We start from the raw sequence: 23073 nt of genomic DNA on the forward strand, positions 1-23073 counted from the left end.
TACCGGGCGCGCCTGTTTTCCTCACGATGCGATGCGCGTTACTCGGTCGAATATTTGAACTCGGGCATCGCCTTCAGCTCATCCTTGGTCGCGCTGAACACGGCGTGATCCGGGTACCAGGGATTTGGCTTCGACGCCGTAGCGGCGGGTGCCGCGCCGGTGGTGGTGGTCTTGGTCGTGCTGCCGGTATTCGACGCGCCGGCGGCGCCGGTGTAGGCGATCGGCTCGCTGACGAACTTCACCTTGTCGAGCGGCACGGCGACCAGATGCTCGCCGACGCCAAGGAAGCCGCCGACGCCGATCACGACCGCCTTGACGGCGCCGCTCTTGTCCATCAGCAGATCGTTGATCGAGCCGACGCTCTCATTGCTGTCGTTGTAGACGCTGAGGCCGACCACCTTCGATGCGCGCCAGTTGCCTTGATAGGACGTCGGCGATGTCGTCGTCGTCGACGCCGCAGGAGCCATCTTGTCGCCCTTGTCGGTTGGCGTCTGTGCAATCGCGACAGTTGCAAGCAGGGCGGAGCCGGCCACGCCTGCGATGATGGATTTGACCAACATTGTTGCGCTCTCCTCAGTTCGCAAAATCGATGCTGGGAGAACCCGTCATCTGCGCAACCGTTCCTACCGAGGCTGCGGTCAAACGCCGCCACGGCGCGGAGGAACGTCATGGCAGCGACGAGGCAAGCTTCGGTTTGCGACGGTCCGGCGCCGGGAACGTTGTGGTGCTTGACGAAGGAAGTCGCCAGCTTTCAATTGGGCTGCGGTTGAGCCTCACGACTGCGCCGGACGCGCAGTCCCCGATTTGACGATGTTTGGCTCACTAAGTCGTCCCGGCGAACCGCGCTCGCGACAGGGCTCTCGATCGAGATGAGCCGATCGACCGCGCGATCAGAAGCCGCCCCAATAGGGCGGCACGCCATAGAAGCGATGCAGCTCGGCTTCCTGCGAGCGGTCGCCCCAATCGAAATCCTTGTCGGCACGGAACGACGGTGCGCGCTTCAGCTCATCATCCTCGATGTCGAGCTCGTAGGCCTCGAACTTGGTGTTGTAGTGCAGTCGGCCCCAGGGCAGCGGGATCAGGTTGGTTCCGATCCCGAGGAAGCCACCGAAGCTCAGCACCGCGTACGACACCCTGCCCGAAATCTTGTCAATCATCAGCCGCTCGATGTGGCCGATCATGTCGCCATTGGCCCGGCGCACCGCGGTGCCCTCGACCCGATCGCTTGCAATGAGCTGATGCGGTCTGGTCCGGACGTCGACAGCCATCTCACCCTCCCTCGCTTGAAAAGAGAAACAACGCGTTGCCGTCGAAACCGGTTCCGGCCCCCGATAGGACAGTCGCGCTTCCCTTTTCCGGGCCATCGGACCGCTTCCGGCACCGCATCGCAGCCGGCGGAGTTCTATCCGTATTTCAACGGGCTACGCTGGATGACAGAACGATAACTTTTCTCCGCCGCGCCGACCTGTTAACTCGTTATGCCGGGCAAGATTTCAGAAATACACTGAAACAAAAATCCTGAGCCGCTTCCCCCGAATCACGGACAAAAGAGTCGGTATGACCCAGGCTGCGCCCAATATCCTAGTCGTCGAGGACGACCGCGAGACGCGGTCGCTCATCGCGAAATATCTCCGCACCAATTCCTGCCATGTCACGACCGCCTCCGACGGCCGCGAAATGGCCAAGGCCATGACCGATCACCGGGTGGATCTCCTCGTGCTCGACGTGATGCTGCCCGGCGAGGACGGTCTCAGCCTGTGCCGCAAGGTACGCGCGGAGTCGCAGACGCCGATCATCATGCTCACCGCGCGCGGCGAGGACGTCGACCGCATCCTCGGCCTCGAGATGGGCGCCGACGATTATCTGGCCAAGCCGTTCAACCCCCGCGAGCTGCTGGCACGGATCAACGCGGTGCTGCGCCGGCAGGCCGCCGCCCGCAACGCCAGCGCGATCGAGGGTGCCACCACGCTGACCTTCCTCGGCTGGCGCATCGACATCCGCCTGCGCGAGCTGCGCAACCCCGAGGGTGCGCGCGTCGCCATGACCAGCGCCGAGTTCGACCTGCTGCGCACCTTCTGCGAACGGCCCGGCCGCGTGCTGTCGCGCGACAGCCTGCTCGACCTGACGCAGGGCCGCAGCGCCGGCTCGTTCGAGCGTTCGATCGACGTGCTGGTCAGCCGCATCCGCCGCAAGATCGAGCCCGATCCGCAGGAAGCCACCATGATCAAGACCGTGCGCTCCGGCGGCTATGTGTTCACCCCGCGGGTGGAGGCGGCTGCCGCCCCGAGCAACTGACGATGAGACTGCTGCGCGTGCTGAGTCTGCGGGGGATCGGCGCCCAGATGGCGGCGCTGGTCGTCGTCTCGATCGTCGCGCTGCACCTGATCATCACCGCAACCTTCCTGATCCATCGCCCCGACCGGCCGGAGCCTTCGGATCGCTGGCACACCCAGCTCGCCGCCGCCGCGCAACTGCTGGGGCATGCCCCGGCGTCCGAGCGGCCGCGGCTGCAAGCCGATATTGTCAGAGCCTTCCCGCAACTGGCGATCAGCGACCTGCCGGCCAATAGCGGCGCGCTCACCGATGCCGACCCGCCCAGCCTGCACGCGCTGCGCCGGCTCGGCGCCGGCTATCACGTGTTCTCGGTGCCGCGCGAGGCGGGCAGCACGCCGCATGATGGCGAGGTCCGCCGAGTCGCCATCCGCTTGCCCGACGGCGCCATGTTCGCGGCGAACCTGATGCCGGATCAGCACATGCGGCCGTTCTGGGGCGGGCCGTGGATGATGACGGTGCTGTTCGCCGTCATCAGCGTCACCCTGCTCGGCCTGTGGGCGGCATGGGCGCTGACCGCGCCGCTGTCGTCCTTCGTCAAGGCTGCCGAGACCTTCAGCCTGAACGGCGCCGCCGCGCCGCTGCCGGAGCGCGGTCCCGAGGAGATCCGCTCGCTGGCCAAGGCGCTGAACCGGATGCGCGAGCGCATCACCACATTGATCGACGACCGCACCAAGATGCTGGCCGCGATCAGCCACGACCTGCGCACGCCGATCACCCGGATGCGGCTGCGCGCCGAATTCATCGAGGACGAGACCCACCGCCACCGCATGCTGCGCGACCTCGACCAGATGCGCTCGATGCTGGAATCGGTGCTGTCGTTCCTGCGCAACGACCGCAAGCTCGAGGCGATGACGCTGGTCGACATCGCGAGCACGCTGCACCTCGTCACCGACCAGTTCGTCGACATGGGGCACAAGGTCAATTACGAGGGCCCGCAGCACGCGATGGCGACGGCGCGGCCGGCCGACCTGCATCGCTGCATCACCAACCTGGTCGACAACGCCACGCGGTTCGGCGGCGAAGTGACCGTCCGCCTCGACGTCAGGCCCGATCGCCTCGTCGTCGACATCGAGGACGACGGCCCCGGCATTTCCGACGCGCACAAGGCGACCGTGCTGGAGCCGTTCGTGCGTGGCGACCAGGCGCGCAACATGGATGAGGCCGAAGGCTTCGGCCTCGGCCTGTCGATCGCCAACGCCATCGTGCTGGCGCATGGCGGCACGCTGTCGCTGCACGACCGCAAGCCGCACGGACTGGTGGTCCGGATCGAGCTGCCGGGACGGCAGCAGCAGTTGCAGCCGCCGCAAAAATCCGCGGCCTGATCAGAACCAGCGATTAGGACATCAGGCCGCGAGCGGCGTGAGCTGCGCGTGCTCGTAGATCGCGATGGCTTCGAAGCGATAGTTGCAGGCGCGGCAATTCCACAGATACGAGGTGCGGCCTTCGCTGTGCTCCACCCAGTCGGGACGAGCGATCGGCTTGCCGCATTGCGCGCAGGGATTTTCGCGAGGCATGTAGCCAGTGTCCTGTCGGACCGAATCTTGACGATTCACGGCGCATCTCCCGAATGTTGTTTTTGCGTGCTTTGGAATGGACAGACGTGCTGACTGAACACGCGCGCTCTGTCGTGCACGGAGTCTAGACCTTGATCGAGTCGTTTGCACGACAAACCGCTGTGGATTGTGTGCGGCAAAATCGGGTCAGACATTTTGGCGCATCGATCGATTGCATCGTCCGGCACACCCGGCGGCCGGACCGTCACGGACGCAGAACCTTCGCTTATGCGAAGGCTTTGCCACATTCCTGCCCGCTCGGCGTACCAATGAGACCGCAGAACCGACGCGCGTTGATCACCCGGGCGACCCGACATGAAGACCGTTCAGACTCTCAGCTTCCTTGCCGCCGCCGCGTGGTTTGCATCCTGCGCCGGCGCGCAGGCGCAATCGCGCGCGCAATATGAGGCGATGGTGACGGCCGAGGCCCAGGCGAACCTGGTGCCGGAAGAGCTGGTGCATCGCGTCATCGTGCGCGAGAGCAAGTATCAGCCGCATCTGATCGGGCGCGGCGGCGCCATCGGCATGATGCAGATCAAGCTCGCGACCGCCCGCGGGGTCGGCTACACCGGTACCGCCGAAGGCCTGCGCGACGCCGCGACCAACCTCCGGTATGGCGTCAAATACCTCGCCGGCGCCTACCGGGCCGCCCATGGCGATTTCGATCGAGCCGTGCGTTATTTCGCGGGCGGGTATTACTACGTCGCAAAGCGGCAGCGTGGGGATCGCCTCAAGGAAGCCAAGCTTGGCGGCACGGGTGCACCGCCAAAGGAACTGGCCAAGCAGGAACAGGGAACGGCCGATACCGCCGAGCCGAAGCCGGAACAGGCTGCCAAATAGCTGATTGCATGTCCCGGACGCGGTGCGTTGCGCCGCAGAGCCGGGATCTCCATTTCGAAGGACATGGGCCCCGGCTCGGCAGGGCACCGCCGCGCGCTGCGCTGCGTCCGGGACACGAGCGCCCTGCGCACACCGGGGTGCAGCTTCGGGCATACACGTTGACACGTCAGCCCATCCGCTTACATTAGAGGCGTTCCGAGGGGTGCTCCGAAGGAGGAGCTGAGATACCGCAAGCTTGGACTTCGCCACTTTGTCATCGACGAAGTTGCGAACAGTCCGGGACCGCGGTGACCCTTTGAACCTGATCCGGGTCATGCCGGCGAAGGGACAGGGATGTATCAGACGTCAAGACCGCGGGGGATTCCCCCGTCTCCATCATCGGCGCAGGCATAGCCGGCGCCTGGCATGCGCTGTTGCTCGCAGAGGCCGGGCGTGCCGTAACCCTGCACGAGCGCAGTGACGCCGGGATGACGGAATCCACAAGCCATTGGGCCGGCGGAATGCTGGCGCCGTGGTGCGAGGAGGAGGCCGCCGAGCCGGTGATCACCCGACTCGGCATCCGCTCGCTCGATCTGTGGCGGCGACATTTCCCGGAAACGCCGTTCAACGGCTCGCTGGTGGTGGCGCATCCGCGCGACCGCACCGATTTCGAGCGCTTTGCCCGACTCACCACCGGTTACCGACGGCTGGACGCCGAGGGCGTTCGCGCGCTGGAGCCGGCGCTCGAGGGCCGCTTCGGCTCTGGCCTGTTCTATCCGGACGAGGGTCATGTCGAGCCGCGCCGCGTGCTGCCGCGGCTGCATGCCGCGATCGCCAAGGCCGGCGGCGCCATCAAGTTCGGCAGCGACGCCGAGGCTGACGATCTCGACGGCCTCGTGATCGACTGCCGCGGGCTGGCTGCGCGCGACCACGAGCCGAGCCTGCGCGGCGTCAAGGGCGAGATGATCATCATCGAGACCTCAGAGGTCGAATTGCTGCGCCCGGTGCGGCTGATCCATCCGCGCTGGCCGCTCTACGTGATCCCGCGCGGCGATGGTCGCTTCATGCTGGGCGCGACCTCGATCGAGGCCGAGGACAACGGCGTCAGCGTGCGCTCGGCGCTGGAGCTGTTAGGGGCCGCCTATGTCGTGCATCCGGCGTTCGGCGAGGCCCGCATCGTCGAATTCGGTGCCGGCTTGCGGCCGGCATTTCCGGACAATCTGCCGAAAATCAGGATCGAACAGGAACGCATCACGGTGAACGGACTCTACCGTCACGGCTTCCTGCTGGCGCCGGCGCTGGCCGAGCTGACGCTCGCCTATCTCGCGCGCGGCGAAATCGACAACGAGGTGATGCAATGCGCGTGATCGTGAATGGCGAGCAGCGGGAGATCGCGGCGGCAAGTGTCGATGCGCTGCTGGCCGAGCTCGACTACGAGGGCACGCATTTCGCGATCGCGCTCAACTACGACGTGGTGCCGAAGAGCCGCTGGGCCGAGACAGCATTGAAGGCCGGCGACGAGATCGAGATCATCACGCCGCGGCAGGGAGGATGATGTGATGCGTGCAGACGAGCCCCACAGTCAGCCGTCATCGCCCGGCTTGACCGGGCGATCCAGTACGCCGCGGCTTCTCCGTATTACGGCGCGGCCTCTGGAATACTGGATCCCCGCTTTCGCGGGGACGACGAGTTGTATGCGCGGCAGCGAACAGGGCCACGAGGCATAGACACCATGGTCACCTTCTACGGCAAATCCTTCCCATCCCGCCTCTTGATCGGCACGGCACTGTATCCCTCGCCGGCCATCATGCAGGGCGCGATCCGCGCCTCCGGCGCCAGCATCGTCACGGTGTCGCTGCGCCGCGAGGCGGCCGGCGGCAAGACCGGCGATGCGTTCTGGTCGCTGATCCGCGAGCTCGGCGTCACCGTGCTGCCGAACACCGCGGGCTGCCGCAGCGTCAAGGAGGCGGTGACCACTGCGAAGCTGGCGCGCGAATTGTTCGGCACGCCCTGGATCAAGCTCGAGGTGATCGCAGACAACGACACCTTGCAGCCCGACGTGGTCGGCCTGGTCGAGGCCGCCACCATCCTGATCAAGGATGGCTTCGAGGTGTTCCCCTATTGCACCGAGGATTTCTCGGTCGCCTCGCGCCTCGTCGAGGCCGGCTGCAAGGTGGTGATGCCGTGGGCCGCGCCGATCGGAAGTGCCAAGGGCATCACCAACCGCGACTCGTTGAGGCTGCTGCGCGATCGCCTGCCGGACATCACGCTGGTGGTCGACGCCGGGCTCGGCGCGCCGTCGCATGCCGCCGAGGCGCTGGAGCTCGGCTACGACGCCGTGCTGCTCAACACCGCGGTCGCCAAGGCCGCCGATCCCATTGCAATGGCCAACGCCTTCCGCCTCGGCGTCGAGGCCGGCCGCACCGCCTATGAAGCCGGGCTGATGGAAGCCCGCGATTTCGCCTCCCCCTCCACCCCTGTCGTTGGGACCCCGTTCTGGCATGCCGTATCCTGATCCATTTTATCCCGTCGTCGACAGCGTGGCCTGGGTCGAGCGCCTGACCAGGCTCGGCGTCGGCACCATCCAGCTACGCGCCAAGGAGCTCGATGACGCCGCGGCGCTCAAGATCGTCCGCGATGCGCTGGCGGTGACCAAGGGCACGCCGACCAAGCTCGTCGTCAACGACTACTGGCGCGCGGCGATCGTCGCCGGCGCCGAGCATCTGCATCTCGGCCAGGAGGACCTGGTCGATGCCGACCTCGCCGAGATCCGTAAAGCCAAGCTGACGCTCGGTGTCTCCACCCATGACGACGCCGAGCTCGCGGCCGCGCTCGCCGCCAAGCCCGACTATGTCGCGCTCGGCCCGATCTTCTTCACCACGCTGAAATCGATGCGGTTCGCGCCGCAGGGGATCCCGAAGATCACCGAATGGAAGAAGCGGGTCGGCAACATCCCGCTTGTCGCGATCGGTGGCATCAAGTTCGAGCACGCCGCCGAGATCTTCGCAGCCGGCGCCGATTCAATCGCCGTCGTCAGCGACGTCACCCAGAACGCCGACCCCGACGCGCGGGTGCGGCAATGGCTCGGCCTCAACGCGGAGGCCGCGTGATGCAGACTCTCGTTCCACACACCCTGCCGTCATCGCCCGGCCTGTGCGCAATTGCGCACATGGACCGGGCGACCCAGTACGCCGCGGCTTCTCCGTATCACACCGCGGCCTCTGGAATACTGGATCCCCGCTTTCGCGGGGATGACAGCAGTAATCACCTCTCGCGCAGCGACGCCAACGAATTGAAGTAAGGAGGATCCCTCATGAACATCCGCTCCAACCCCGACACGACACTCCCCGCCGTCACCACCGGATCGCTGCCCGCCTCGCGCAAGATCTTCGCGACGCCGGCCAGCGCGCCCGACGTCCGCGTGCCGCTGCGCGAGATCATCCTCTCCGAAGGCGCCGGCGAGCCGAACCTGCCGGTCTATGACACCTCGGGTCCCTACACCGATCCCAACGTCACGATCGACGTCAACGCCGGCCTGCCGCGCAATCGGCTCGCCTGGGTCAAGGAGCGCGGCGGCGTCGAGGAGTATGAGGGCCGCACCATCAAGCCGGAAGACAACGGCAATGTCGGCGCATCTCACGCCGCCAAGGCGTTCACCGCGCACCACACGCCGCTGCGCGGCCTCGACGGCCACAAGATCACCCAGCTCGAATTCGCCCGCGCTGGCATCATCACCAAGGAGATGATCTACGTCGCCGAGCGCGAGAATCTCGGCCGCAAGCTTAAGCTCGAGCGTGCTGAAGCAGCGCTTGCTGACGGCGAAAGCTTCGGCGCATCGGTGCCGGCCTTCATCACCCCCGAATTCGTCCGCGACGAGATCGCGCGCGGCCGCGCCATCATTCCCAGCAACATCAACCATGCCGAGCTGGAGCCGATGATCATCGGCCGCAACTTCCTGACCAAGATCAACGCCAATATCGGCAACTCGGCGGTGACCTCGTCGGTGGAAGAAGAGGTCGACAAGATGGTGTGGGCGATCCGCTGGGGCGCCGACACCGTGATGGACCTCTCGACGGGGCGCAACATCCACACCACCCGCGAATGGATCCTGCGCAACTCCCCGGTGCCGATCGGCACCGTGCCGATCTACCAGGCGCTGGAGAAGTGCGACGGCGATCCGGTCAAGCTGACCTGGGAGCTCTACAAGGACACGCTGATCGAGCAGTGCGAACAGGGCGTCGACTATTTCACGATCCACGCCGGCGTGCGGCTGCCCTACATCCACCTCACGGCGAACCGCGTCACCGGCATCGTGTCGCGCGGCGGCTCGATCATGGCGAAGTGGTGCCTGGCGCATCACAAGGAGAGCTTCCTCTACACCCATTTCGACGAGATCTGCGACCTCATGCGCAAGTATGACGTCTCGTTCTCGCTCGGCGACGGCCTGCGTCCCGGCTCGATTGCGGATGCGAATGACCGCGCGCAATTCGCGGAGCTCGAGACGCTCGGTGAATTGACGAAGATCGCATGGGACAAGGGTTGCCAGGTCATGATCGAGGGCCCCGGCCACGTGCCGATGCACAAGATCAAGATCAACATGGATAAGCAGCTCAAGGAATGCGGCGAGGCGCCGTTCTATACGTTGGGCCCGCTGACCACCGACATCGCGCCGGGCTATGACCACATCACCTCGGGCATTGGCGCCGCGATGATCGGCTGGTTCGGCTGCGCGATGCTGTGCTACGTCACGCCGAAGGAGCATCTGGGCCTTCCTGATCGCAACGACGTCAAAGTCGGCGTCATCACCTACAAGATCGCGGCGCACGCGGCAGACTTGGCCAAGGGCCACCCCGCCGCGCAGCTCCGCGACGACGCGCTGTCGCGCGCCCGCTTCGACTTCCGCTGGCAGGACCAGTTCAACCTCGGCCTCGACCCCGAGACCGCGAAGAACTTCCACGACGAGACCCTGCCGAAGGAAGCCCACAAGGTCGCGCATTTCTGCTCGATGTGCGGCCCGAAATTCTGCTCGATGAAGATCACCCAGGACGTCCGCGACTACGCCGCGACGCTCAACGACCCCTCAGGCGTCGGCGCATCGATCTCCGGCACCATCGAGGACGGCATGGCGACGATGAGCGCCAAGTTCAAGGAGATGGGCGAGAGCCTGTATCTCGACGCGGAGAAGGTGAAGGAGAGCAACAGGGTGTTGTGAGGTTCTCCGGAGACGCCCGAGTCGGCCTCGGACGTCTTTCCTCGCGGAAAGTTAAGAGTGCTGCGGCGAACGACGCCGACGGCGTACGACATTGGCGGCGCTTGAGCCGCAACTAAACTAGGTCGAAGGATGATCGCTGTTTCCCTCAATCAGAACGTGTGCCATAGATCATAGCGCGCAAACTTGGGCACCTCGATATGAAATATATTGGTAAGATACGTAATCTTCCTCCAGGAAAGACCTACGGATTCATTCAAAATCAGGCGGACGGCAAAGACTATTTCTTTCACTCCTCGGAATTGAGAGGGATTTGGCATGTCTTGCGCGTTGGCGACGACGTTCAGTTCGAGTTGGGGGAGAAAGATGGAAGAGTGCAGGCAAACTGCGTGGAGGTAATGGTCGCGAACGTCAAAGGTCGCGCTCCACGACTCGTTGGCCCCTACGCCGGACCCGATTTTGGCCTCAGCGATCAAGAGCGCGCCCGCAGCCTTAACGAGGTGGCACGCTGGAAACTCGAAGCAAAGCTAGACGACATCAGGCGTATTTTTTTGCGATCCCAGAGCTGAACTTCATCGAGACAGGAGACGCATCGTACGTCATCGGAAGGAAGGGCACCGGGAAGACGGCACTAGTCCAGTACTTGTCTGACACCGCCGATGACAACAAGCATGTCTCGAAATTGACCTTTAAGAACTTCCCATTCAACGAACTCTACGCTCAAGGCAATGAGAGTTATCGTAAGCCAAATCAGTATATTACAATTTGGAAATTGATCATCTACTCGGCGGCTTGCAAGCTGATTGCGAAAAGCGAGCGCTGCGATCCTCTCATCAGAAACACGATTCTGAAGGCTTTCCCGAACCCGGACAGCGACAATCTGGGAACGATAATTGGCCAATGGATCGCAGGAGATTTTGGCATCAGCGTTTTGGGGACAGGCATCAACATTTCGAAATGGTTCAAGGAAAAAAGAAGATAACCATCCAAGAGAAAGTTGAAAACCTCGAGCAGTTCGTCATCAAGCACATGCCTGACGAAACCTACCTGGTATTGTTTGACGAACTTGACGAAGACTACAAGGACATCTTCGAAACCTACAACAAGAGCGAGTATCTCGATCTGCTCACAAGTCTCTTTAAAGCCGTTCAAGACATCCGATCTATCGTGACCGCCAAGGGGCACAAGTTGTATCCCGTCGTTTTTCTACGAGACGACATATATGATCTTTTGCGCGACCCTGACAAAAATAAGTGGCGCGACTTCCAGGTCGACCTTGAGTGGACCCCCGAAGGCATCAAGGGCCTCCTGTCGCACAGACTTGCCAAGGTTTTCGGCCAAACAAATGAGAACTTCGACGCTCTCTGGTATTCAATCTTCGCGAGAGAGCCTGTTAGATTCTCCGACGGCAAAAAAACTACGGGTTCATTTGACTACATAACCATGAGCACGCAGGGGCGCCCCAGGGATTACATAAACTATCTGCAAGAATGCGCTGCACTTGAGCTTAAACGATCTAAGCGGGAGATATCGACTGAGACGATTAAGGATGCAGACAAATTATATTCCAACTACCTGAGAAAGGAGCTTATCGATGAAATTCACGGGATCATTCCGGACATCGGCAAAGTGCTTTCCATCTTTTCTGAAACCAGAAAATGGATCCTCAGCATAAGCGAGTTTAAGAAGGCGTATGAGGAGAGAGTTCAGTCTGGAGCGATGCAAGTAAAAGACGTTGATATGGTATTAAAAACTCTCTTCTACTTCTCGATCATTGGGAACGTGGTAAGAGTAGGGGTTCACATATTTAGACATGTGCGGCCAGAGGCAGAGCTCAACTTCAAAGAAAAGATTGTAGTTCATCGCGGGCTCATGAAGTCTCTCCAAATAATCTAGCCGACGCGACCGTGTCGCTGAGATTGTTCAGCGGCACTATGAACCGGGCGAGTTGGTGGGTTACGCTGCGCTAACCTACCCTACGGTGTGACGCAGACGTCATTGCCCCCTTACTAAATTCAATCTCCCGATACCCCCCCGCTGCCACGCCGTTGATGATCCCCAAGAACTTCGGCGTGCCCCCATTGTAGACGAAGTACCGCACCGTCCCCTCTTCGTGCCCTGCGACATTCGAGTTGTAGCCGGTGAACCAGCCCTTGGCTTTGCGCATCAGCATGATCTCGTACATCTTGGCGACATGCGCGGTCCAGCGCTCCTGCGCCTCCAAGGTCGCGTCGGCGCGGGTCAGGTTGCGGGCCCACATGTATTGCAGCAAATTGGTGCACCAGTTGACGCCGTTCTCGATGCCGCGTGGGAAGTTCGTGGACGCGGAGGCGCTTTGCGGGCCGGTCGGCATCAACAGGTTCGGGAAGCCGTGCACGAGCATGCCGAGGAAGGTCGACGGCGCCTGCTTCCATTTGTCGGCGAGCTTCTCGCCGCCGATGCCCCGGATGTCGATCAAATCATAGGCACCGGTGATGGCGTCGAAGCCGGTGGCGTAGACGATGACGTCGAACTCGTAGTCGCGCGCCGTGGTGCGCAGGCCGGTCTCGGTGATCCGCACCAGCGGCGTCTCGCTGAGATCGACGAGGTGGACGTTGTCGCGGTTGTAGGTCTCGAAATACCGTGTCTCCAGCGGCAAGCGCTGCACGCCAAAGCCATGATCTTTCGGGATCAGCTTTTCGGCGACATCAGGATCATTCACCCGCCTGCGGATGCGGCCGGCGATATATTCGGACAGTTCGGCATTGGCGGCCTCATCCATGAAAATCTCGCGGAAGTTCGCCAGCCAGATGCCGAAGCCGGGCTCGTCATAGAGCTTGTCCCACAGCGCCAGCCGCTCCTCGCGGCTCACCTCGTAGAAGCCGCGCTTGTCGGGGCCATGGACGAAGCTGCCCGGCGTCAGCGCGCAGGCAGCGAAGATCTCGTCGTAGCGGGCGCGGATATCGGCCATCTCTTCGTCCGAGATCGCAGAGTTGTTGAGCGGCGCGCTCCAGTTCGGCCGGCGCTGGAACACGGTGAGCTCGCCGACCTTGTCGGCGATCTCGCCGATCAACTGGATGCCGGTGGCGCCGGTGCCGATCACCGCGACCTTCTTGCCGGCGAGATCGACCGGCTCGTGCGGCCAGTAATAGGTATGAAACGAGCGGCCCTTGAAGTCGTCGGTCCCCGGCACACGCGGCATGGTCGGCGCCGACAACAACCCGATCGCGAGCACGACGAAGCGGCAGGTCAGCTCACGGCCGTCACCGAGCCTCAATTGCCAGAGGTCGCGCGTCTCGTCGAAGACCATGGTCTCGACCTTGCAGTTGAACTGCATATGCTTGCGCAGGTCGAACTTGTCGGCGACGTAGTTGAGGTAGCGCAGATTCTCCGGCTGGCCGGAGAAGCGCTCCTTCCAGTGCCATTCGTCGAGCAGCTCGCGCGAGAACGAGAAGCCGTAGGTGTAGCTCTCGGAGTCGAAGCGGCAGCCCGGATAGCGGTTCCAGTACCAGGTGCCGCCGAGATCGGGCGCGGCTTCCAGCACGGTGGCGTCGATACCGAGATCGACCAGCCGCTTGATCTGGTAGATGCCCGCGACGCCGGCGCCGACGACGATCACCTCGAAATGGGTCTTCGCCTCTGCTGTCATGAGTCTCGCTCCCGAAATTCTTCTTGATCTGTTGGGCTGGATTACAGACCGTTTTGCTCGATCAGGCAACCGCTCGCGGCCGGGACAACGCGACGCGTTCCATCACGAACAGCGTTGGAATTTGCGTTGAGACGCTGCATGCCGCACATTGGCCGGCGGCGGCGATGATCGCCCGGGATGAGAGCATCGAGGTGACTGCATGATTTTCTGGATCGCGAGTCTCGCCGGATTGGCCGTCGCCTATCTCTTCGGCTCGACGCCGACCGGCTATCTGGCGGGCCGGCTGCTCAAGGGCATCGATATCCGCGAGCACGGCTCCAGATCCACCGGCGCGACGAATGTGCTGCGCACCCTCGGCAAATGGCCGGCACTGATCGTGCTGCTGGTCGATGTGCTGAAGGGCGTGGCGGCGATCGTCTTTGCGCGCTGGTTCTATCCCTGGCTCGCGACCTTGCCGTCGATCGCGCCACCGAGCGCGCTCGATCCACAAGCTTGGCTGCCGCAAACCTGGGTGCCTTGGACGGTTTGCCTCGCCGGCCTTGCTGTCCTGCTCGGGCATGGCCGTTCGATCTGGCTGAATTTCACCGGCGGCAAATCCGCCGCGACCGGGCTCGGCGTGTTGCTGGCGATCTCCTGGCCGGTGGGGCTCGGCGCCGCGGCGGCGTTCGGCGTCATGCTCGCCGCTTTCCGGATGGTGTCGCTCGCATCGATGTCGGCGGCGCTGACTGCGACGATCCTCGTCTGCTGCCTGGAACAACCATGGCCCTATCGGGTGCTGGTGATTGCAGGCAGCATCTACGTGATCGCGCGCCATCGCGCCAACATCCAGCGGCTACTGGCCGGCACCGAGCCGCGCCTCGGGCAAGCCAGCCCGGATGCCAAGGCGGCATAGACGCAAGCTCCCGACGATATGAGGCGACCATGACCGACAATCTCACCGGCGTCTGGGACGGCAGCTATGTTCAGCCCGGCGCCGGCATGGTCACCTTTCTGGCGACGCTGATCGACGCCGGTGGTTCGCTCGGCGGCAGCGTGACCGAACCGTGCGTGATGCCCGGCTGCCCGCACAGCATCCACAACGCCTCGCTCGCAGGCCAGCGCTCCGGCAGCGCGGTCTCCTTCGTCAAGCGTTACGAGCCGCCCGGCTATGGCTACGACACCGTGCACTATGAAGGCACGGTCAATGCCGACGCGACGGAGATCGACGGACGCTGGAGCATCCGCGGCACGGCGTTCTCGGGCAACTTCCTGATGGTGCGTTCGAGCGGACCGGCGCAGGCGGTCACGGCTGATGAGGAGATCAAGGCACCTGTGCGCTGACGCGCGACGAGATCGGTCGGTCTCAGCCCAGCGACGCCAACTCCCGCGCCAGGTTGTCGCGGGCACGGCCATCATAAGTCGCCGCGAAGCCGGCATCGGGGAAGATCACCGGGCGAGCCGCGAAGTGGCGGAGCACGCGGCCGCGGCCGGCGCGATAATCGGCTTCGCCGACATGGATGAACTCCTGCCGGATCGCCGCGGCATAGGCGTCGTAGCGCGCGGGCTCCGCGCCGAGAATGCTGAGGTCGATCGAGATCAGGATCGCGCCCAGGCGCTCGCCGGGCTGCACGTCGTGCGTCTTCGTCAGGCGGATCAGGCGGCCGACCTCGCGGCTGATATCGGCGCGGACATGCTGCTCGGCGAGCTGCGCGCTGAGTTCCTCATTGTCCGGCCGGGTCGCGTCGTACACGACATCGTGCCACCAGATCGCTTCCGACAGGATCTCGCGCTCGGCCGCGGACAGGCCGTCCACACGCGCGAGCGCCGCAAGACAGTCCTCGATATGCGCCAGGTTGTGATAGTGGCGGCCGGGCGCCGTATAGGCGGAGACCAATTCATCGCGGGTCATTGCCGAGGTATAGGACGCGGACGACAGAAATGGTAGCGCTCGATCGCAACAGCCTGGCGTACACCGGCCAAGTCATCAGCCCGATCAAGATGCCCGACAGCGACAGCCACCGCCTCCCCGACCAGCTGCGCGCCGGGCTCCGCCTGGTGTTCGTCGGCACCGCGGCCAGCACGCGCTCGGCCGCGGTCGGGCATTACTACGCGCATCCCGGCAACCGGTTCTGGCGCGCGCTACACGAGGCCGGCATCACGCCGCGGCGCTACCGGCCGGATGAGTTCGCGGCCCTGCTCGACCTCGGCATCGGCTTCACCGACCTCTCGAAGACCGGCGCCGGCATGGATCATGCGATCGCGCGGCAGTCGTTCGATGTCACGGGCTTCAGGACGAAGATCGAAATGTTTCGGCCGAACACGATCGCCTTCACCAGCAAGAAGGCGGCGAGCCTGTTTTACGACAAGCCGACCAGCGCGCTTGCGCTCGGCCGGCAGCAGAAGATGGCCGGCTTCCCGGATGTGTTCGTGTTGCCATCGCCATCGGGCGCCGCGTCCGGGCATTGGAGCTTGCAGCCGTGGCGTGAGTTGGCGCAGTGGATCGCAGAACCGTAGGGCGGGTTAGCCGAAGGCGTAACCCGCCATCTTCACTGGCGAATACGAGTCGGTGGATTACGCTTCGCTAATCCACCCTACCGACCAACTATTCCTTCAACGTGATCGCAAGCCCGCTGAGATCGACATTGGCCATCAGCCCGACCTGCTTGCCGCTCAGCTCCAGCACCGCGCCGTTCTGGTTGGTCAGCAGGATGCCGCGCACGCCGGCGCCGAGCGCAACGCCCATGCCGGCCGCGGCGTAGACGCCGGCGATATCCTGGGCCCGGCGGATGTTGCGCACCCGCCCCTGCAGCGTCGTCTGCGAGCCGCCGAACACGAGACCGTAGTCCAGCCCGCCGGCCGTGAGGCCGTAGGTCTTGCCCTTGAAGGTCAACACGCCCTTGCCGGCGGAGCCGCCGAAGATCCAGCCGCCCTTGAAGATCACCAGCGTCACGGCCCCCTCGTCAGCCAGCGCGGCGGACGATCCGGCGAGCAGCGTCAGCGCGAGCAGCGCGGCGCGGGCAACGAACGACAATCTCATGGGAGTTCTCCGAACGACGTGAAAGCGAGACGCGAATCGCGGCAATCCAGCCGGCGGGCGGTACGCTCGAAAGGCCAACAAGACATGCGGGATTGCGCTTGTTCCTGATGGCCCGGAGTCTATCATCGCCGGTGCAGTCGCGCGACGTCGGCTCGGGCGCGTCCGTCGTTTTAAGGGATCGCTGAGGAGTCCGCGCAACAGGGATCGGCATCGATGCACAATTTCACCCCAATTTCCGGCTTCGCCGGCGGCGCACTGATCGGGCTCGCCGCGGCACTGCTGATGCTGCTCACCGGGCGGATCGCCGGCGTCACCGGCATCGTCGGCGGCCTGCTGCGGGCCGATACCAGCGACCGGCTGTGGCGCATCGCGTTCGTCGCGGGCTTGATCGCGGCGCCGTTGATTGCGGCGCTGTTCGGCGCGCCGCTGCCGCGGCCGGCGATGAACGGGAGCCTGGTGGTGGTCGCGGTCGCGGGCCTCCTGGTCGGATTTGGCACACGGATGGGCAATGGCTGCACCTCGGGCCATGGCGTCTGCGGCTTCGCGCGGCTGTCCACCCGTTCGATCGTCGCGACGTTCATCTTCATGACGGCGGCGATCGCGACGGTTGCGATCGCAAGACACGGGATCGGAGGCTAGCGATGCCGGTTCTCGCGAGCTTCGTCTGCGGCCTCATCTTCGGCGCCGGCCTTCTGATCTCGGGCATGACCGATCCGCAGAAGGTGCTCGGTTTCCTCGATCTGTTTGGTGCCTGGGACGCGACGCTCGCCTTCGTGATGGCCGGCGCGGTCGCGGTCGCGGCATCGGGCTTTGCGATCGCGCGGCGGCGCGCCGCGCCCGCCTTCGCGGCGCGCTTCCTGTGGCCCGACCGCAACGACATCGATGCGCCGCTGGTTGGCGGCGCCGTGCTGTTCGGCATCGGCTGGGGGCTCGCCGGCATCTGCCCCGGGCCGGCGCTGGTCAATCTCGCCGGGCTCTCGCTGCCGATCGTGGTGTTCGTCGTCGCGATGATCGTCGGCATGATCGGCCAGAATCTGTTCGGCGAAAGTTTCCGGCGGCGCGGCACGCCGGCGCCGCGCATCGAAACCTCTCCTCTTCCATCTCGCGCAGACGGGTGATCCAATGACCGCGATCAAGCACTTTCCTCCTCCGCCCGGCGTCAAGGCGCCGCCGCTCTCGTTCGGCGCCCGCGTCGGCGATCTGCTGTTCATCTCCGGCATTCCCGGCTTCGACGCCAACCGCGAACTGCCCGACGGCTTCGAAGCGCAATTCGCCAATGTCGTCACCAATTTCAGTCGCGTGCTCGAGGAGGCCGGCGCGACGATGCGCGACCTCGTCAAGGTCAACGTGCTGCTGACCCGCGCCTCTGACGTCGTCACGATGAACAAGCTCTATGCCGAAGCCTTCGGCCCGGCGCCCTATCCCGCGCGCACCACCTGCGTCGTGGTGGCGCTGCCCGATCCCAAGATGCTGATCGAGATCGAGGGCGTGGCGTCGCTGAAGGGATAGCGCTCCCTCCGTCATCCGCATCTGTCATCGCCCGGCTTGACCGTGTGTTCGGCATCTTGAATCGCGAACCATCAACGCCGTCGTCCTGGCGAAAGCCAGGACCCATTACCCCAACTGCGCATTGTTGAGCGACGCTGGGGCCCTGGTCCCGTTTGCAATCAGATTCGGTGGTTATGGGTCCTGGCTTTCGCCAGGACGACGATGTGGAGATAGCCGCGCCTGTATGCGTGCACTCACTGCGACGTCAGTCCCCTAAAACAACGACCCCTGCCCGTCGTCTTCCCGCACAGCCGCCTTGCGCGGCGCGGGCTTCTTCGCCGCGGGCACGTCCTCCGCGGCGATCTCGTCTGCGGTCATCGGCAGCAGCAATTGCGCGTCGTCATTGGCGACGGCATTGACGCGCATCGTCACCTGATGCCAGGCGAACTCGCCGACGTCAGGCCCCTTCAAGAGCGGCATCACGTCGTCGACATCGTTGGGCAGGCAGTCGAGCCAGCGCGCGAATTGCTCGGGCCGGATCGTCACCGGCACGCGGTGATGCAGTTGCGCGAGATCGGGGCTCGCCGGCGCGGTGACGATCGCGACCGTGTCCTGCTCCTCGCCGTTCGGCCCCATCCAGGTCTCGGCGAGCGCCGCGAAGGCGAGCGGATGGCCATCGCGGCGATGGATGAAGAACGGCCGCTTGCGGCCGCCGGCATCCTGCCATTCGTAATAGCCGTCGGCCGGGATCAGCGCGCGGCGCCGCTTGATCGCGTTCTTGAACGCAGGCTTCTCCCGAATTGTCTCGGAGCGCGCGTTGATCAGAAGCGAGAAGGTGCGGGGGTCCTTGACCCAGGACGGGATCAGGCCCCAGCGCATCAATTGGAAATGCCGGCCGCCATTCTGCAACAGCACCACCGGGATCTGCTGGGTCGGCGCAACATTATACCGCGGCGGAAAATTCGGCTGCTCGATATAGCCGAACATCTCGCGCAAGGCCGCCGGTGGTGAGGTAATGACAAAGCGTCCGCACATATCCCGTCCAGAATGGTATCCGTTTATTCCGCCTTAACTTCGACCGTTAAAGACTGCGACCAATGACCTCAACGGCCGCCATAGCGGGCCCTTCCCCGCGACCGACGTACCCCGACGAGGCGCGGGCGGCGCTGTTGCGCGCTGCCAACATCAACCCCCGCACCGGGCTTGCGACCGACTACCTCAATCACTTCAACGAAGCCATCATGCTGCTGGAGATGGTGCCGGACATGCCGGAATGCGCCAGCGATTTCCTGGAATGGCAGCCGCTGTCCTACGCCGAGCATTTCACCGCGTCCAATTTCAAGGCGCGCGATCTCGCGATCGAGTCCTATCAGACCGCGGATGCCGCGATCCGGGCCGAATTCGACCAGCTCACCGACAGCATGACCAGGATCCTGACCGAGGTCGGCTCCGCGATGCGGCAATTGCAGCAGGACAAGAGCCGGGTCGCGCTCGCCGAGCAGGCGATCGTGTGGGTCAAGCCGCTGGTAATGCTGACCGCCGGCGTGATCAATGGCGCCGCCGAGGCCGATGTCGACAGCATCATGGCGAGCGCCTGATTTATCGGGCATGATGAAGTCCTGAAACCGGTTACGCATCGCCTTGACCTCTCCCGAACCTCCGATCCGCCCGCAGCTCGCCGTGTCAGGCGTGATTTTCCGCGACGGCCAAGTGCTGCTGGTGCGCCGCGCCCGCTCGCCCGGCAAGGGCTTCTATTCGCTGCCCGGCGGCCGGGTCGAGTTCGGCGAGACGCTGCACACCGCCCTGCACCGGGAGATCGACGAGGAGACCGGGCTCAGGGTCGATATCCTCGGCCTCGCCGGCTGGCGCGAGGTGCTGCCGACCGGCCCCGGCACCGGGCACTATCTGATCATGACGTTCGCGGCGCGCTGGGCCTCCCGCGAGCCCGTGCTGAACGACGAGCACGACGATTTCAGATGGCTGGCGCCGGAGGCGATCGGCGATCTCAAGGTCACCGGCGGCCTGCACGAGGTCATTGCGGCCGCAAGGCGGCTGGTTTGAGGCCGGTTTTGACGGCCGTGGCAGGGCCTGGCGCCTTGCCTCGGGCGCATTGAGGGGGCATACCACGGCCATTCCGGAACCCCTGATGATCAGAGCCTTTCTCGCCGTCGTGATCCTGATATCGGCCTGCCTTACGGCGCCTGCCCGGGCGCAGGACGCGGCCGCGCCGTTCGACGGCGATTTGCAGCGGCTGGCCGAGATCCTCGGCGCCCTGCACTATCTGCGCGGCATCTGCGGCTCCAACGAGGGCGCCAAATGGCGCAACGAGATGCAGGCGCTGATCGACGCCGAGACCCCCTCCGGCGACCGCCGCGCCCGCATGGTGGCGGGCTTCAACCGCGGCTACAACGGCTTCCAGCAGACCTACCGGACCTGCACGCCGGCGGCTTCCGTGGCGATCCGCCGCTACATCGAGGAAGGCTCGAAAATCTCGCGCGACCTGACGGCTCGCTATGCCAACTGACCGCGCGATCTTCTTCGACCTCGACGGCACCCTGACCGACCCGAAGCCCGGGATCACCGGCTCGATCCAGTATGCGCTGGGCAAGCTCGGCCGGCCGGTTCCCGCGCAGGACGAATTGACCTGGTGCATCGGGCCGCCGCTGCGGGCGAGCTTTGCGATGCTGCTCGGCGGCGAGGAGCTCGCCGATCGCGCGGTCGAGCTCTACCGCGAGCGGTTCGGCGATGTCGGCCTGTTCGAGAACGCGGTCTATCCCGATATCGCCGATGTGCTGGCGGAGCTGCGCCAGCAGCCCGGCCGGATGTTCGTAGCGACCTCGAAGCCGCATGTGTTCGCGACGCGAATCATCGCGCATTTCGGCCTCAGCGGCCATTTCGACCACGTGTTCGGCTCGGAACTCGACGGAACCCGGGTCAACAAGGCGGACCTGCTCGCCTACGCGCTGGAGCAGACCGGAGCCGATTCTGCGCAGGCCCTGATGATCGGCGACCGCAGCCACGACGTGATCGGCGCGAATCGCAACGGCATCCGCGCGATCGGCGTCACCTATGGCTATGGCACCGCCGACGAGCTGATCGAGGCCGGCGCCAGCCATCTGTGCGCCTCGCCGCGCGCGGTGCTGGACCATATCCACAGCTCATTTGGCTGATCCCGGCCGGGATATCCGGAATTCCCCTTTAAATGCCGAAGGGCGCGTTAACCTTTCCTAAAGATGTGGGCTAGGCGGCTCTCAGATGCGTGATAAGTCTCGGCGGTCTCGCAGTGGTTCGCTCCTCGGACCGCGCGCATCCATTTGCAGAGTTTCATGCGCCATCCAGCGTCTTTCCCCCTTCACCAAGAAGACCCGCGTCCCGATCACGAGCAGAAGCAGGCCGCGCTGAGTTATCTGAACGAGGCGTGGGCGGAAGCGCGTCACGACGGCGTCGACGGCGACTGCCTGGCGCAGGCCAGCCTGTTCGCGGCGCTGGCCGAGCTCGTCACCACCTATGGCGAGGACGCGGTGGCGAAGTTCGCCGAGGGCCTCGCCGCGCGCGTGCGCAACGGCGAGTTCTCGCTGGTGCTGGCGAGGCAGTAAGCTCGACTACGGCTTCAGCGTCTCGAGAAACCGGACCGGCTCGCCGGTCGACGGCGTCGCAAGCTCGCCCTGCCACATCACCCGCTTGCCGCGCACGAAGGTGCCGACCGGCCAGCCCTGCACCCGTACGCCGTCATAGGGCGTCCAGCCCGCGCGCGAGGCGATCCATTTGTTGGTGATGGTCTCGCTGCGCTTGAGATCGACCACGGTGAAATCGGCGTCATAGCCCGCCGCGATGCGGCCCTTGCAGGCGATGTTGAACAGCCGTGCCGGCCCGGCGCTGGTGAGATCGACGAAGCGCTGGAGCGACAGCCGCCCCGCATTGACGTGGTCGAGCATCAGCGGCACCAGCGTCTGCACGCCGGTCATGCCCGACGGCGAGGCCGGATAGGTCTTCTGCTTCTCCTCCAGCGTATGCGGCGCATGGTCGGAGCCGAGCACGTCGATGATGCCCTGCTCGATCCCATACCAGATGCCGGCGCGGTGATCGGCCGAGCGCACCGGGGGATTCATCTGCGCCAGCGTGCCGAGCCGCTCATAGCATTCGGGCGCGGCCATCGTCAGGTGATGCGGCGTCGCCTCGCAGGAGGCGACATCCTTGTGGTCGCGCAGATAGAGGATCTCCTCCTTGGTCGAGATGTGTAGCACATGGATGCGCTTGCCGGTCTCGCGCGCGAGATTGACCAGCCGCTCGGTCGCCATCAGCGCCGCGGTCTCGTCGCGCCACACCGGATGCGAGCGCGGGTCACCCTCGACCCGCAGCGGCTTGCGCTCGTTCAAGCGATACTCGTCCTCGGCGTGGAACGCGGCGCGGCGCCGGATCACCTGGAAAATCCGCCGCAGGCTCTCGTCGTCCTCGACCAGGAGCGCGCCGGTGGAGGAGCCGATGAACACCTTGACGCCGGCGCAACCCGGCGCCCGCTCGAACTCCGGCAGGTCCCGCACGTTCTCGCGGGTGCCGCCGATGAAGAACGCGAAATCGCAATGCATGCGATGGTGGCCGCGCTTGATCTTGTCGGTGAACGCTTCTTCCGTGACCGTCAGCGGGCTGGTGTTCGGCATCTCGAACACGGCGGTGACGCCGCCCATCACGGCGCTGCGCGAGCCGGTCTCGAGATCTTCCTTCTGCGTCAAACCGGGCTCGCGGAAATGCACCTGGGTGTCCATCACGCCGGGCAGGATGTGCAGGCCCTTGCAGTCGATCACCTCGCCGGCGGAGGCCTGACCAAGCGAGCCGATCGCGGCGATGCGGCCGCCCGCGATACCGATATCGCGTACGCCCTCGCCGTCCTGATTGACCACGGTGCCGGATTTTAGAATGGTGTCAAAATGCTGATTCATAGGTCCTCGGCGCCCGCTTTCCACAGTCGCGCGGGCCTTGTTCGGCGCACTCTAGCGCCTTAGCTTGGCAGGGGATATCCGCGACGACA

Annotated in this window: 30 protein-coding genes and 1 riboswitch; of the genes, 22 read left to right on the top strand and 8 right to left on the bottom strand. The window is 64.5% G+C overall.

The genetic code is table 11. The annotated features are described in order from the left end of the window. Positions 1-38 precede the first annotated feature (38 nt). A complete protein-coding gene (locus CWS35_RS33880; RefSeq protein WP_024579991.1) occupies positions 39-560 on the bottom strand; it encodes a PRC-barrel domain-containing protein in 522 nt (173 codons plus the stop codon). Between the two features lie 330 nt (positions 561-890). Further along, positions 891-1268 (bottom strand): PRC-barrel domain-containing protein, encoded by a 378-nt coding sequence (locus CWS35_RS33885; RefSeq protein WP_024579989.1) that lies wholly within the window; start codon positions 1266-1268, stop codon positions 891-893. A 289-nt stretch (positions 1269-1557) separates the two neighbouring features. Between CWS35_RS33885 and CWS35_RS33890 the strand changes: the two genes are divergently transcribed. Beyond that, the gene (locus CWS35_RS33890) at positions 1558-2295 is read left to right on the top strand and encodes a response regulator (protein WP_024579988.1); all 738 of its coding nucleotides are present in this window, start codon (positions 1558-1560) and stop codon (positions 2293-2295) included. A gap of 2 nt (positions 2296-2297) precedes the next feature. Continuing rightward, positions 2298-3656 carry an ATP-binding protein gene (locus CWS35_RS33895; RefSeq protein ID WP_024579987.1) on the top strand — a complete coding sequence of 453 codons (1359 nt, stop codon included), beginning with the start codon at positions 2298-2300 and terminating at the stop codon, positions 3654-3656. Positions 3657-3677: 21 nt separating this feature from the next. Here CWS35_RS33895 and CWS35_RS39715 read toward each other — a convergent pair whose 3' ends face one another. Beyond that, on the bottom strand, positions 3678-3848 hold the full coding sequence (locus tag CWS35_RS39715; RefSeq protein WP_168200251.1) for a hypothetical protein: 171 nt from the start codon (positions 3846-3848) through the stop codon (positions 3678-3680). A 354-nt stretch (positions 3849-4202) separates the two neighbouring features. Between CWS35_RS39715 and CWS35_RS33900 the strand changes: the two genes are divergently transcribed. The 9 genes from CWS35_RS33900 to CWS35_RS33935 all read left to right on the top strand — a co-directional run bounded on the left by CWS35_RS33900 (position 4203) and on the right by CWS35_RS33935 (position 11811). After that, the gene (locus tag CWS35_RS33900) at positions 4203-4727 is read left to right on the top strand and encodes a lytic transglycosylase domain-containing protein (RefSeq protein ID WP_100955533.1); all 525 of its coding nucleotides are present in this window, start codon (positions 4203-4205) and stop codon (positions 4725-4727) included. Between the two features lie 188 nt (positions 4728-4915). Further along, a riboswitch (TPP riboswitch) is annotated at positions 4916-5073 on the top strand. Positions 5074-5101: 28 nt separating this feature from the next. Then, positions 5102-6073: an FAD-dependent oxidoreductase gene (locus CWS35_RS33905; RefSeq protein ID WP_100956898.1), complete on the top strand. Its 972-nt coding sequence runs from the start codon at positions 5102-5104 to the stop codon at positions 6071-6073. Continuing rightward, positions 6064-6261 (top strand): sulfur carrier protein ThiS, encoded by a 198-nt coding sequence (thiS, locus tag CWS35_RS33910; RefSeq protein ID WP_024579983.1) that lies wholly within the window; start codon positions 6064-6066, stop codon positions 6259-6261. Before CWS35_RS33905 ends, thiS begins: the two co-directional genes overlap by 10 nt. Positions 6262-6438: 177 nt before the next feature. Then, a complete protein-coding gene (locus tag CWS35_RS33915; RefSeq protein WP_100955534.1) occupies positions 6439-7221 on the top strand; it encodes a thiazole synthase in 783 nt (260 codons plus the stop codon). Beyond that, a complete protein-coding gene (locus CWS35_RS33920; protein ID WP_100955535.1) occupies positions 7208-7816 on the top strand; it encodes a thiamine phosphate synthase in 609 nt (202 codons plus the stop codon). The genes CWS35_RS33915 and CWS35_RS33920 overlap by 14 nt, the downstream gene beginning before the upstream one ends. Positions 7817-8019: 203 nt before the next feature. Further along, complete coding sequence (gene thiC, locus CWS35_RS33925) at positions 8020-9918, top strand: phosphomethylpyrimidine synthase ThiC (protein ID WP_100955536.1); 1899 nt, start codon at positions 8020-8022, stop codon at positions 9916-9918. A gap of 197 nt (positions 9919-10115) precedes the next feature. After that, on the top strand, positions 10116-10484 hold the full coding sequence (locus CWS35_RS33930; RefSeq protein WP_100955537.1) for a cold shock domain-containing protein: 369 nt from the start codon (positions 10116-10118) through the stop codon (positions 10482-10484). Positions 10485-10558: 74 nt separating this feature from the next. Then, a complete protein-coding gene (locus CWS35_RS39275; protein ID WP_157817308.1) occupies positions 10559-10897 on the top strand; it encodes a hypothetical protein in 339 nt (112 codons plus the stop codon). Next, on the top strand, positions 10873-11811 hold the full coding sequence (locus CWS35_RS33935; protein WP_100955538.1) for a P-loop ATPase, Sll1717 family: 939 nt from the start codon (positions 10873-10875) through the stop codon (positions 11809-11811). The genes CWS35_RS39275 and CWS35_RS33935 overlap by 25 nt, the downstream gene beginning before the upstream one ends. Positions 11812-11881: 70 nt before the next feature. Here CWS35_RS33935 and CWS35_RS33940 read toward each other — a convergent pair whose 3' ends face one another. Further along, the gene (locus tag CWS35_RS33940) at positions 11882-13543 is read right to left on the bottom strand and encodes an NAD(P)/FAD-dependent oxidoreductase (RefSeq protein ID WP_100955539.1); all 1662 of its coding nucleotides are present in this window, start codon (positions 13541-13543) and stop codon (positions 11882-11884) included. Positions 13544-13742: 199 nt separating this feature from the next. On the opposite strand from CWS35_RS33940, the gene plsY reads away from it, so the two are divergent. Next, positions 13743-14435 (top strand): glycerol-3-phosphate 1-O-acyltransferase PlsY, encoded by a 693-nt coding sequence (plsY, locus tag CWS35_RS33945; protein WP_100955540.1) that lies wholly within the window; start codon positions 13743-13745, stop codon positions 14433-14435. A gap of 29 nt (positions 14436-14464) precedes the next feature. After that, positions 14465-14863 (top strand): hypothetical protein, encoded by a 399-nt coding sequence (locus CWS35_RS33950; RefSeq protein WP_100955541.1) that lies wholly within the window; start codon positions 14465-14467, stop codon positions 14861-14863. A gap of 22 nt (positions 14864-14885) precedes the next feature. Here CWS35_RS33950 and CWS35_RS33955 read toward each other — a convergent pair whose 3' ends face one another. After that, positions 14886-15431 (bottom strand): phosphohydrolase, encoded by a 546-nt coding sequence (locus CWS35_RS33955; RefSeq protein WP_100955542.1) that lies wholly within the window; start codon positions 15429-15431, stop codon positions 14886-14888. 89 nt (positions 15432-15520) lie between these two features. Between CWS35_RS33955 and CWS35_RS33960 the strand changes: the two genes are divergently transcribed. Further along, positions 15521-16036 carry a mismatch-specific DNA-glycosylase gene (locus CWS35_RS33960; protein WP_100956900.1) on the top strand — a complete coding sequence of 172 codons (516 nt, stop codon included), beginning with the start codon at positions 15521-15523 and terminating at the stop codon, positions 16034-16036. Positions 16037-16124: 88 nt separating this feature from the next. Here CWS35_RS33960 and CWS35_RS33965 read toward each other — a convergent pair whose 3' ends face one another. Then, entirely contained in the window at positions 16125-16559 is a 435-nt protein-coding gene (locus CWS35_RS33965) for a hypothetical protein (RefSeq protein ID WP_024579974.1), read from the bottom strand. Between the two features lie 213 nt (positions 16560-16772). Here CWS35_RS33965 and CWS35_RS33970 point away from each other — a divergent pair, with 213 nt between their 5' ends. Genes CWS35_RS33970 through CWS35_RS33980 form a run of 3 tightly spaced genes read left to right on the top strand, consistent with a single transcriptional unit; the run spans position 16773 to position 18068 of the window. Further along, a complete protein-coding gene (locus tag CWS35_RS33970) occupies positions 16773-17198 on the top strand; it encodes a YeeE/YedE family protein (protein ID WP_100955543.1) in 426 nt (141 codons plus the stop codon). 2 nt (positions 17199-17200) lie between these two features. Then, positions 17201-17677, top strand: coding sequence for a DUF6691 family protein (locus CWS35_RS33975; RefSeq protein WP_100955544.1), 477 nt, complete (start codon positions 17201-17203; stop codon positions 17675-17677). 4 nt (positions 17678-17681) lie between these two features. Further along, positions 17682-18068, top strand: a complete 387-nt coding sequence (locus CWS35_RS33980) for a RidA family protein (RefSeq protein WP_024579971.1) — start codon at positions 17682-17684, stop codon at positions 18066-18068. 252 nt (positions 18069-18320) lie between these two features. On the opposite strand, the gene CWS35_RS33985 is transcribed toward CWS35_RS33980, so the two are convergent. Then, the gene (locus tag CWS35_RS33985; RefSeq protein WP_100955545.1) at positions 18321-19082 is read right to left on the bottom strand and encodes an SOS response-associated peptidase; all 762 of its coding nucleotides are present in this window, start codon (positions 19080-19082) and stop codon (positions 18321-18323) included. Between the two features lie 62 nt (positions 19083-19144). Here CWS35_RS33985 and CWS35_RS33990 point away from each other — a divergent pair, with 62 nt between their 5' ends. The 5 genes from CWS35_RS33990 (at position 19145) to CWS35_RS34010 (ending at position 21643) form a co-directional block, all read left to right on the top strand. Further along, positions 19145-19645 (top strand): hypothetical protein, encoded by a 501-nt coding sequence (locus CWS35_RS33990; protein ID WP_024579969.1) that lies wholly within the window; start codon positions 19145-19147, stop codon positions 19643-19645. Positions 19646-19688: 43 nt separating this feature from the next. After that, positions 19689-20108: an NUDIX hydrolase gene (locus tag CWS35_RS33995; protein ID WP_100955546.1), complete on the top strand. Its 420-nt coding sequence runs from the start codon at positions 19689-19691 to the stop codon at positions 20106-20108. Between the two features lie 85 nt (positions 20109-20193). Beyond that, positions 20194-20571: a TIGR02301 family protein gene (locus CWS35_RS34000; protein ID WP_024579967.1), complete on the top strand. Its 378-nt coding sequence runs from the start codon at positions 20194-20196 to the stop codon at positions 20569-20571. Further along, complete coding sequence (locus CWS35_RS34005) at positions 20561-21217, top strand: HAD family hydrolase (RefSeq protein WP_024579966.1); 657 nt, start codon at positions 20561-20563, stop codon at positions 21215-21217. Before CWS35_RS34000 ends, CWS35_RS34005 begins: the two co-directional genes overlap by 11 nt. A 156-nt stretch (positions 21218-21373) precedes the next feature. Beyond that, positions 21374-21643, top strand: coding sequence for a hypothetical protein (locus CWS35_RS34010; protein WP_024579965.1), 270 nt, complete (start codon positions 21374-21376; stop codon positions 21641-21643). A gap of 6 nt (positions 21644-21649) precedes the next feature. Here CWS35_RS34010 and CWS35_RS34015 read toward each other — a convergent pair whose 3' ends face one another. Beyond that, complete coding sequence (locus CWS35_RS34015; protein WP_100955547.1) at positions 21650-22984, bottom strand: dihydroorotase; 1335 nt, start codon at positions 22982-22984, stop codon at positions 21650-21652. Positions 22985-23073: the final 89 nt, after the last annotated feature.

The organism is Bradyrhizobium sp. SK17 (assembly GCF_002831585.1).
In the GTDB taxonomy this organism is placed as follows: Bacteria; Pseudomonadota; Alphaproteobacteria; order Rhizobiales; family Xanthobacteraceae; genus Bradyrhizobium.

What these genes read in the sequence shown, in the direction of transcription:
- thiC (WP_100955536.1), top strand. Translation starts at nt 8,020, where the DNA reads ATGAACATCCGCTCCAACCCCGACACGACACTCCCCGCCGTCACCACC.
- CWS35_RS33980 (WP_024579971.1), top strand. Translation starts at nt 17,682, where the DNA reads ATGACCGCGATCAAGCACTTTCCTCCTCCGCCCGGCGTCAAGGCGCCG.
- CWS35_RS33960 (WP_100956900.1), top strand. Translation starts at nt 15,521, where the DNA reads ATGCCCGACAGCGACAGCCACCGCCTCCCCGACCAGCTGCGCGCCGGG.
- CWS35_RS33965 (WP_024579974.1), bottom strand. Translation starts at nt 16,559, where the DNA reads ATGAGATTGTCGTTCGTTGCCCGCGCCGCGCTGCTCGCGCTGACGCTG.
- CWS35_RS33900 (WP_100955533.1), top strand. Translation starts at nt 4,203, where the DNA reads ATGAAGACCGTTCAGACTCTCAGCTTCCTTGCCGCCGCCGCGTGGTTT.
- CWS35_RS39715 (WP_168200251.1), bottom strand. Translation starts at nt 3,848, where the DNA reads ATGCCTCGCGAAAATCCCTGCGCGCAATGCGGCAAGCCGATCGCTCGT.
- CWS35_RS33975 (WP_100955544.1), top strand. Translation starts at nt 17,201, where the DNA reads ATGCCGGTTCTCGCGAGCTTCGTCTGCGGCCTCATCTTCGGCGCCGGC.
- CWS35_RS34005 (WP_024579966.1), top strand. Translation starts at nt 20,561, where the DNA reads ATGCCAACTGACCGCGCGATCTTCTTCGACCTCGACGGCACCCTGACC.
- CWS35_RS33920 (WP_100955535.1), top strand. Translation starts at nt 7,208, where the DNA reads ATGCCGTATCCTGATCCATTTTATCCCGTCGTCGACAGCGTGGCCTGG.
- CWS35_RS33955 (WP_100955542.1), bottom strand. Translation starts at nt 15,431, where the DNA reads ATGACCCGCGATGAATTGGTCTCCGCCTATACGGCGCCCGGCCGCCAC.
- CWS35_RS33985 (WP_100955545.1), bottom strand. Translation starts at nt 19,082, where the DNA reads ATGTGCGGACGCTTTGTCATTACCTCACCACCGGCGGCCTTGCGCGAG.
- CWS35_RS33890 (WP_024579988.1), top strand. Translation starts at nt 1,558, where the DNA reads ATGACCCAGGCTGCGCCCAATATCCTAGTCGTCGAGGACGACCGCGAG.
- CWS35_RS34010 (WP_024579965.1), top strand. Translation starts at nt 21,374, where the DNA reads ATGCGCCATCCAGCGTCTTTCCCCCTTCACCAAGAAGACCCGCGTCCC.
- CWS35_RS33970 (WP_100955543.1), top strand. Translation starts at nt 16,773, where the DNA reads ATGCACAATTTCACCCCAATTTCCGGCTTCGCCGGCGGCGCACTGATC.
- CWS35_RS33950 (WP_100955541.1), top strand. Translation starts at nt 14,465, where the DNA reads ATGACCGACAATCTCACCGGCGTCTGGGACGGCAGCTATGTTCAGCCC.
- plsY (WP_100955540.1), top strand. Translation starts at nt 13,743, where the DNA reads ATGATTTTCTGGATCGCGAGTCTCGCCGGATTGGCCGTCGCCTATCTC.
- CWS35_RS34015 (WP_100955547.1), bottom strand. Translation starts at nt 22,984, where the DNA reads ATGAATCAGCATTTTGACACCATTCTAAAATCCGGCACCGTGGTCAAT.
- CWS35_RS34000 (WP_024579967.1), top strand. Translation starts at nt 20,194, where the DNA reads ATGATCAGAGCCTTTCTCGCCGTCGTGATCCTGATATCGGCCTGCCTT.
- CWS35_RS33930 (WP_100955537.1), top strand. Translation starts at nt 10,116, where the DNA reads ATGAAATATATTGGTAAGATACGTAATCTTCCTCCAGGAAAGACCTAC.
- CWS35_RS33915 (WP_100955534.1), top strand. Translation starts at nt 6,439, where the DNA reads ATGGTCACCTTCTACGGCAAATCCTTCCCATCCCGCCTCTTGATCGGC.
- CWS35_RS33940 (WP_100955539.1), bottom strand. Translation starts at nt 13,543, where the DNA reads ATGACAGCAGAGGCGAAGACCCATTTCGAGGTGATCGTCGTCGGCGCC.
- CWS35_RS33895 (WP_024579987.1), top strand. Translation starts at nt 2,298, where the DNA reads ATGAGACTGCTGCGCGTGCTGAGTCTGCGGGGGATCGGCGCCCAGATG.
- CWS35_RS33990 (WP_024579969.1), top strand. Translation starts at nt 19,145, where the DNA reads ATGACCTCAACGGCCGCCATAGCGGGCCCTTCCCCGCGACCGACGTAC.
- thiS (WP_024579983.1), top strand. Translation starts at nt 6,064, where the DNA reads ATGCGCGTGATCGTGAATGGCGAGCAGCGGGAGATCGCGGCGGCAAGT.
- CWS35_RS33885 (WP_024579989.1), bottom strand. Translation starts at nt 1,268, where the DNA reads ATGGCTGTCGACGTCCGGACCAGACCGCATCAGCTCATTGCAAGCGAT.
- CWS35_RS33935 (WP_100955538.1), top strand. Translation starts at nt 10,873, where the DNA reads ATGGTTCAAGGAAAAAAGAAGATAACCATCCAAGAGAAAGTTGAAAAC.
- CWS35_RS33880 (WP_024579991.1), bottom strand. Translation starts at nt 560, where the DNA reads ATGTTGGTCAAATCCATCATCGCAGGCGTGGCCGGCTCCGCCCTGCTT.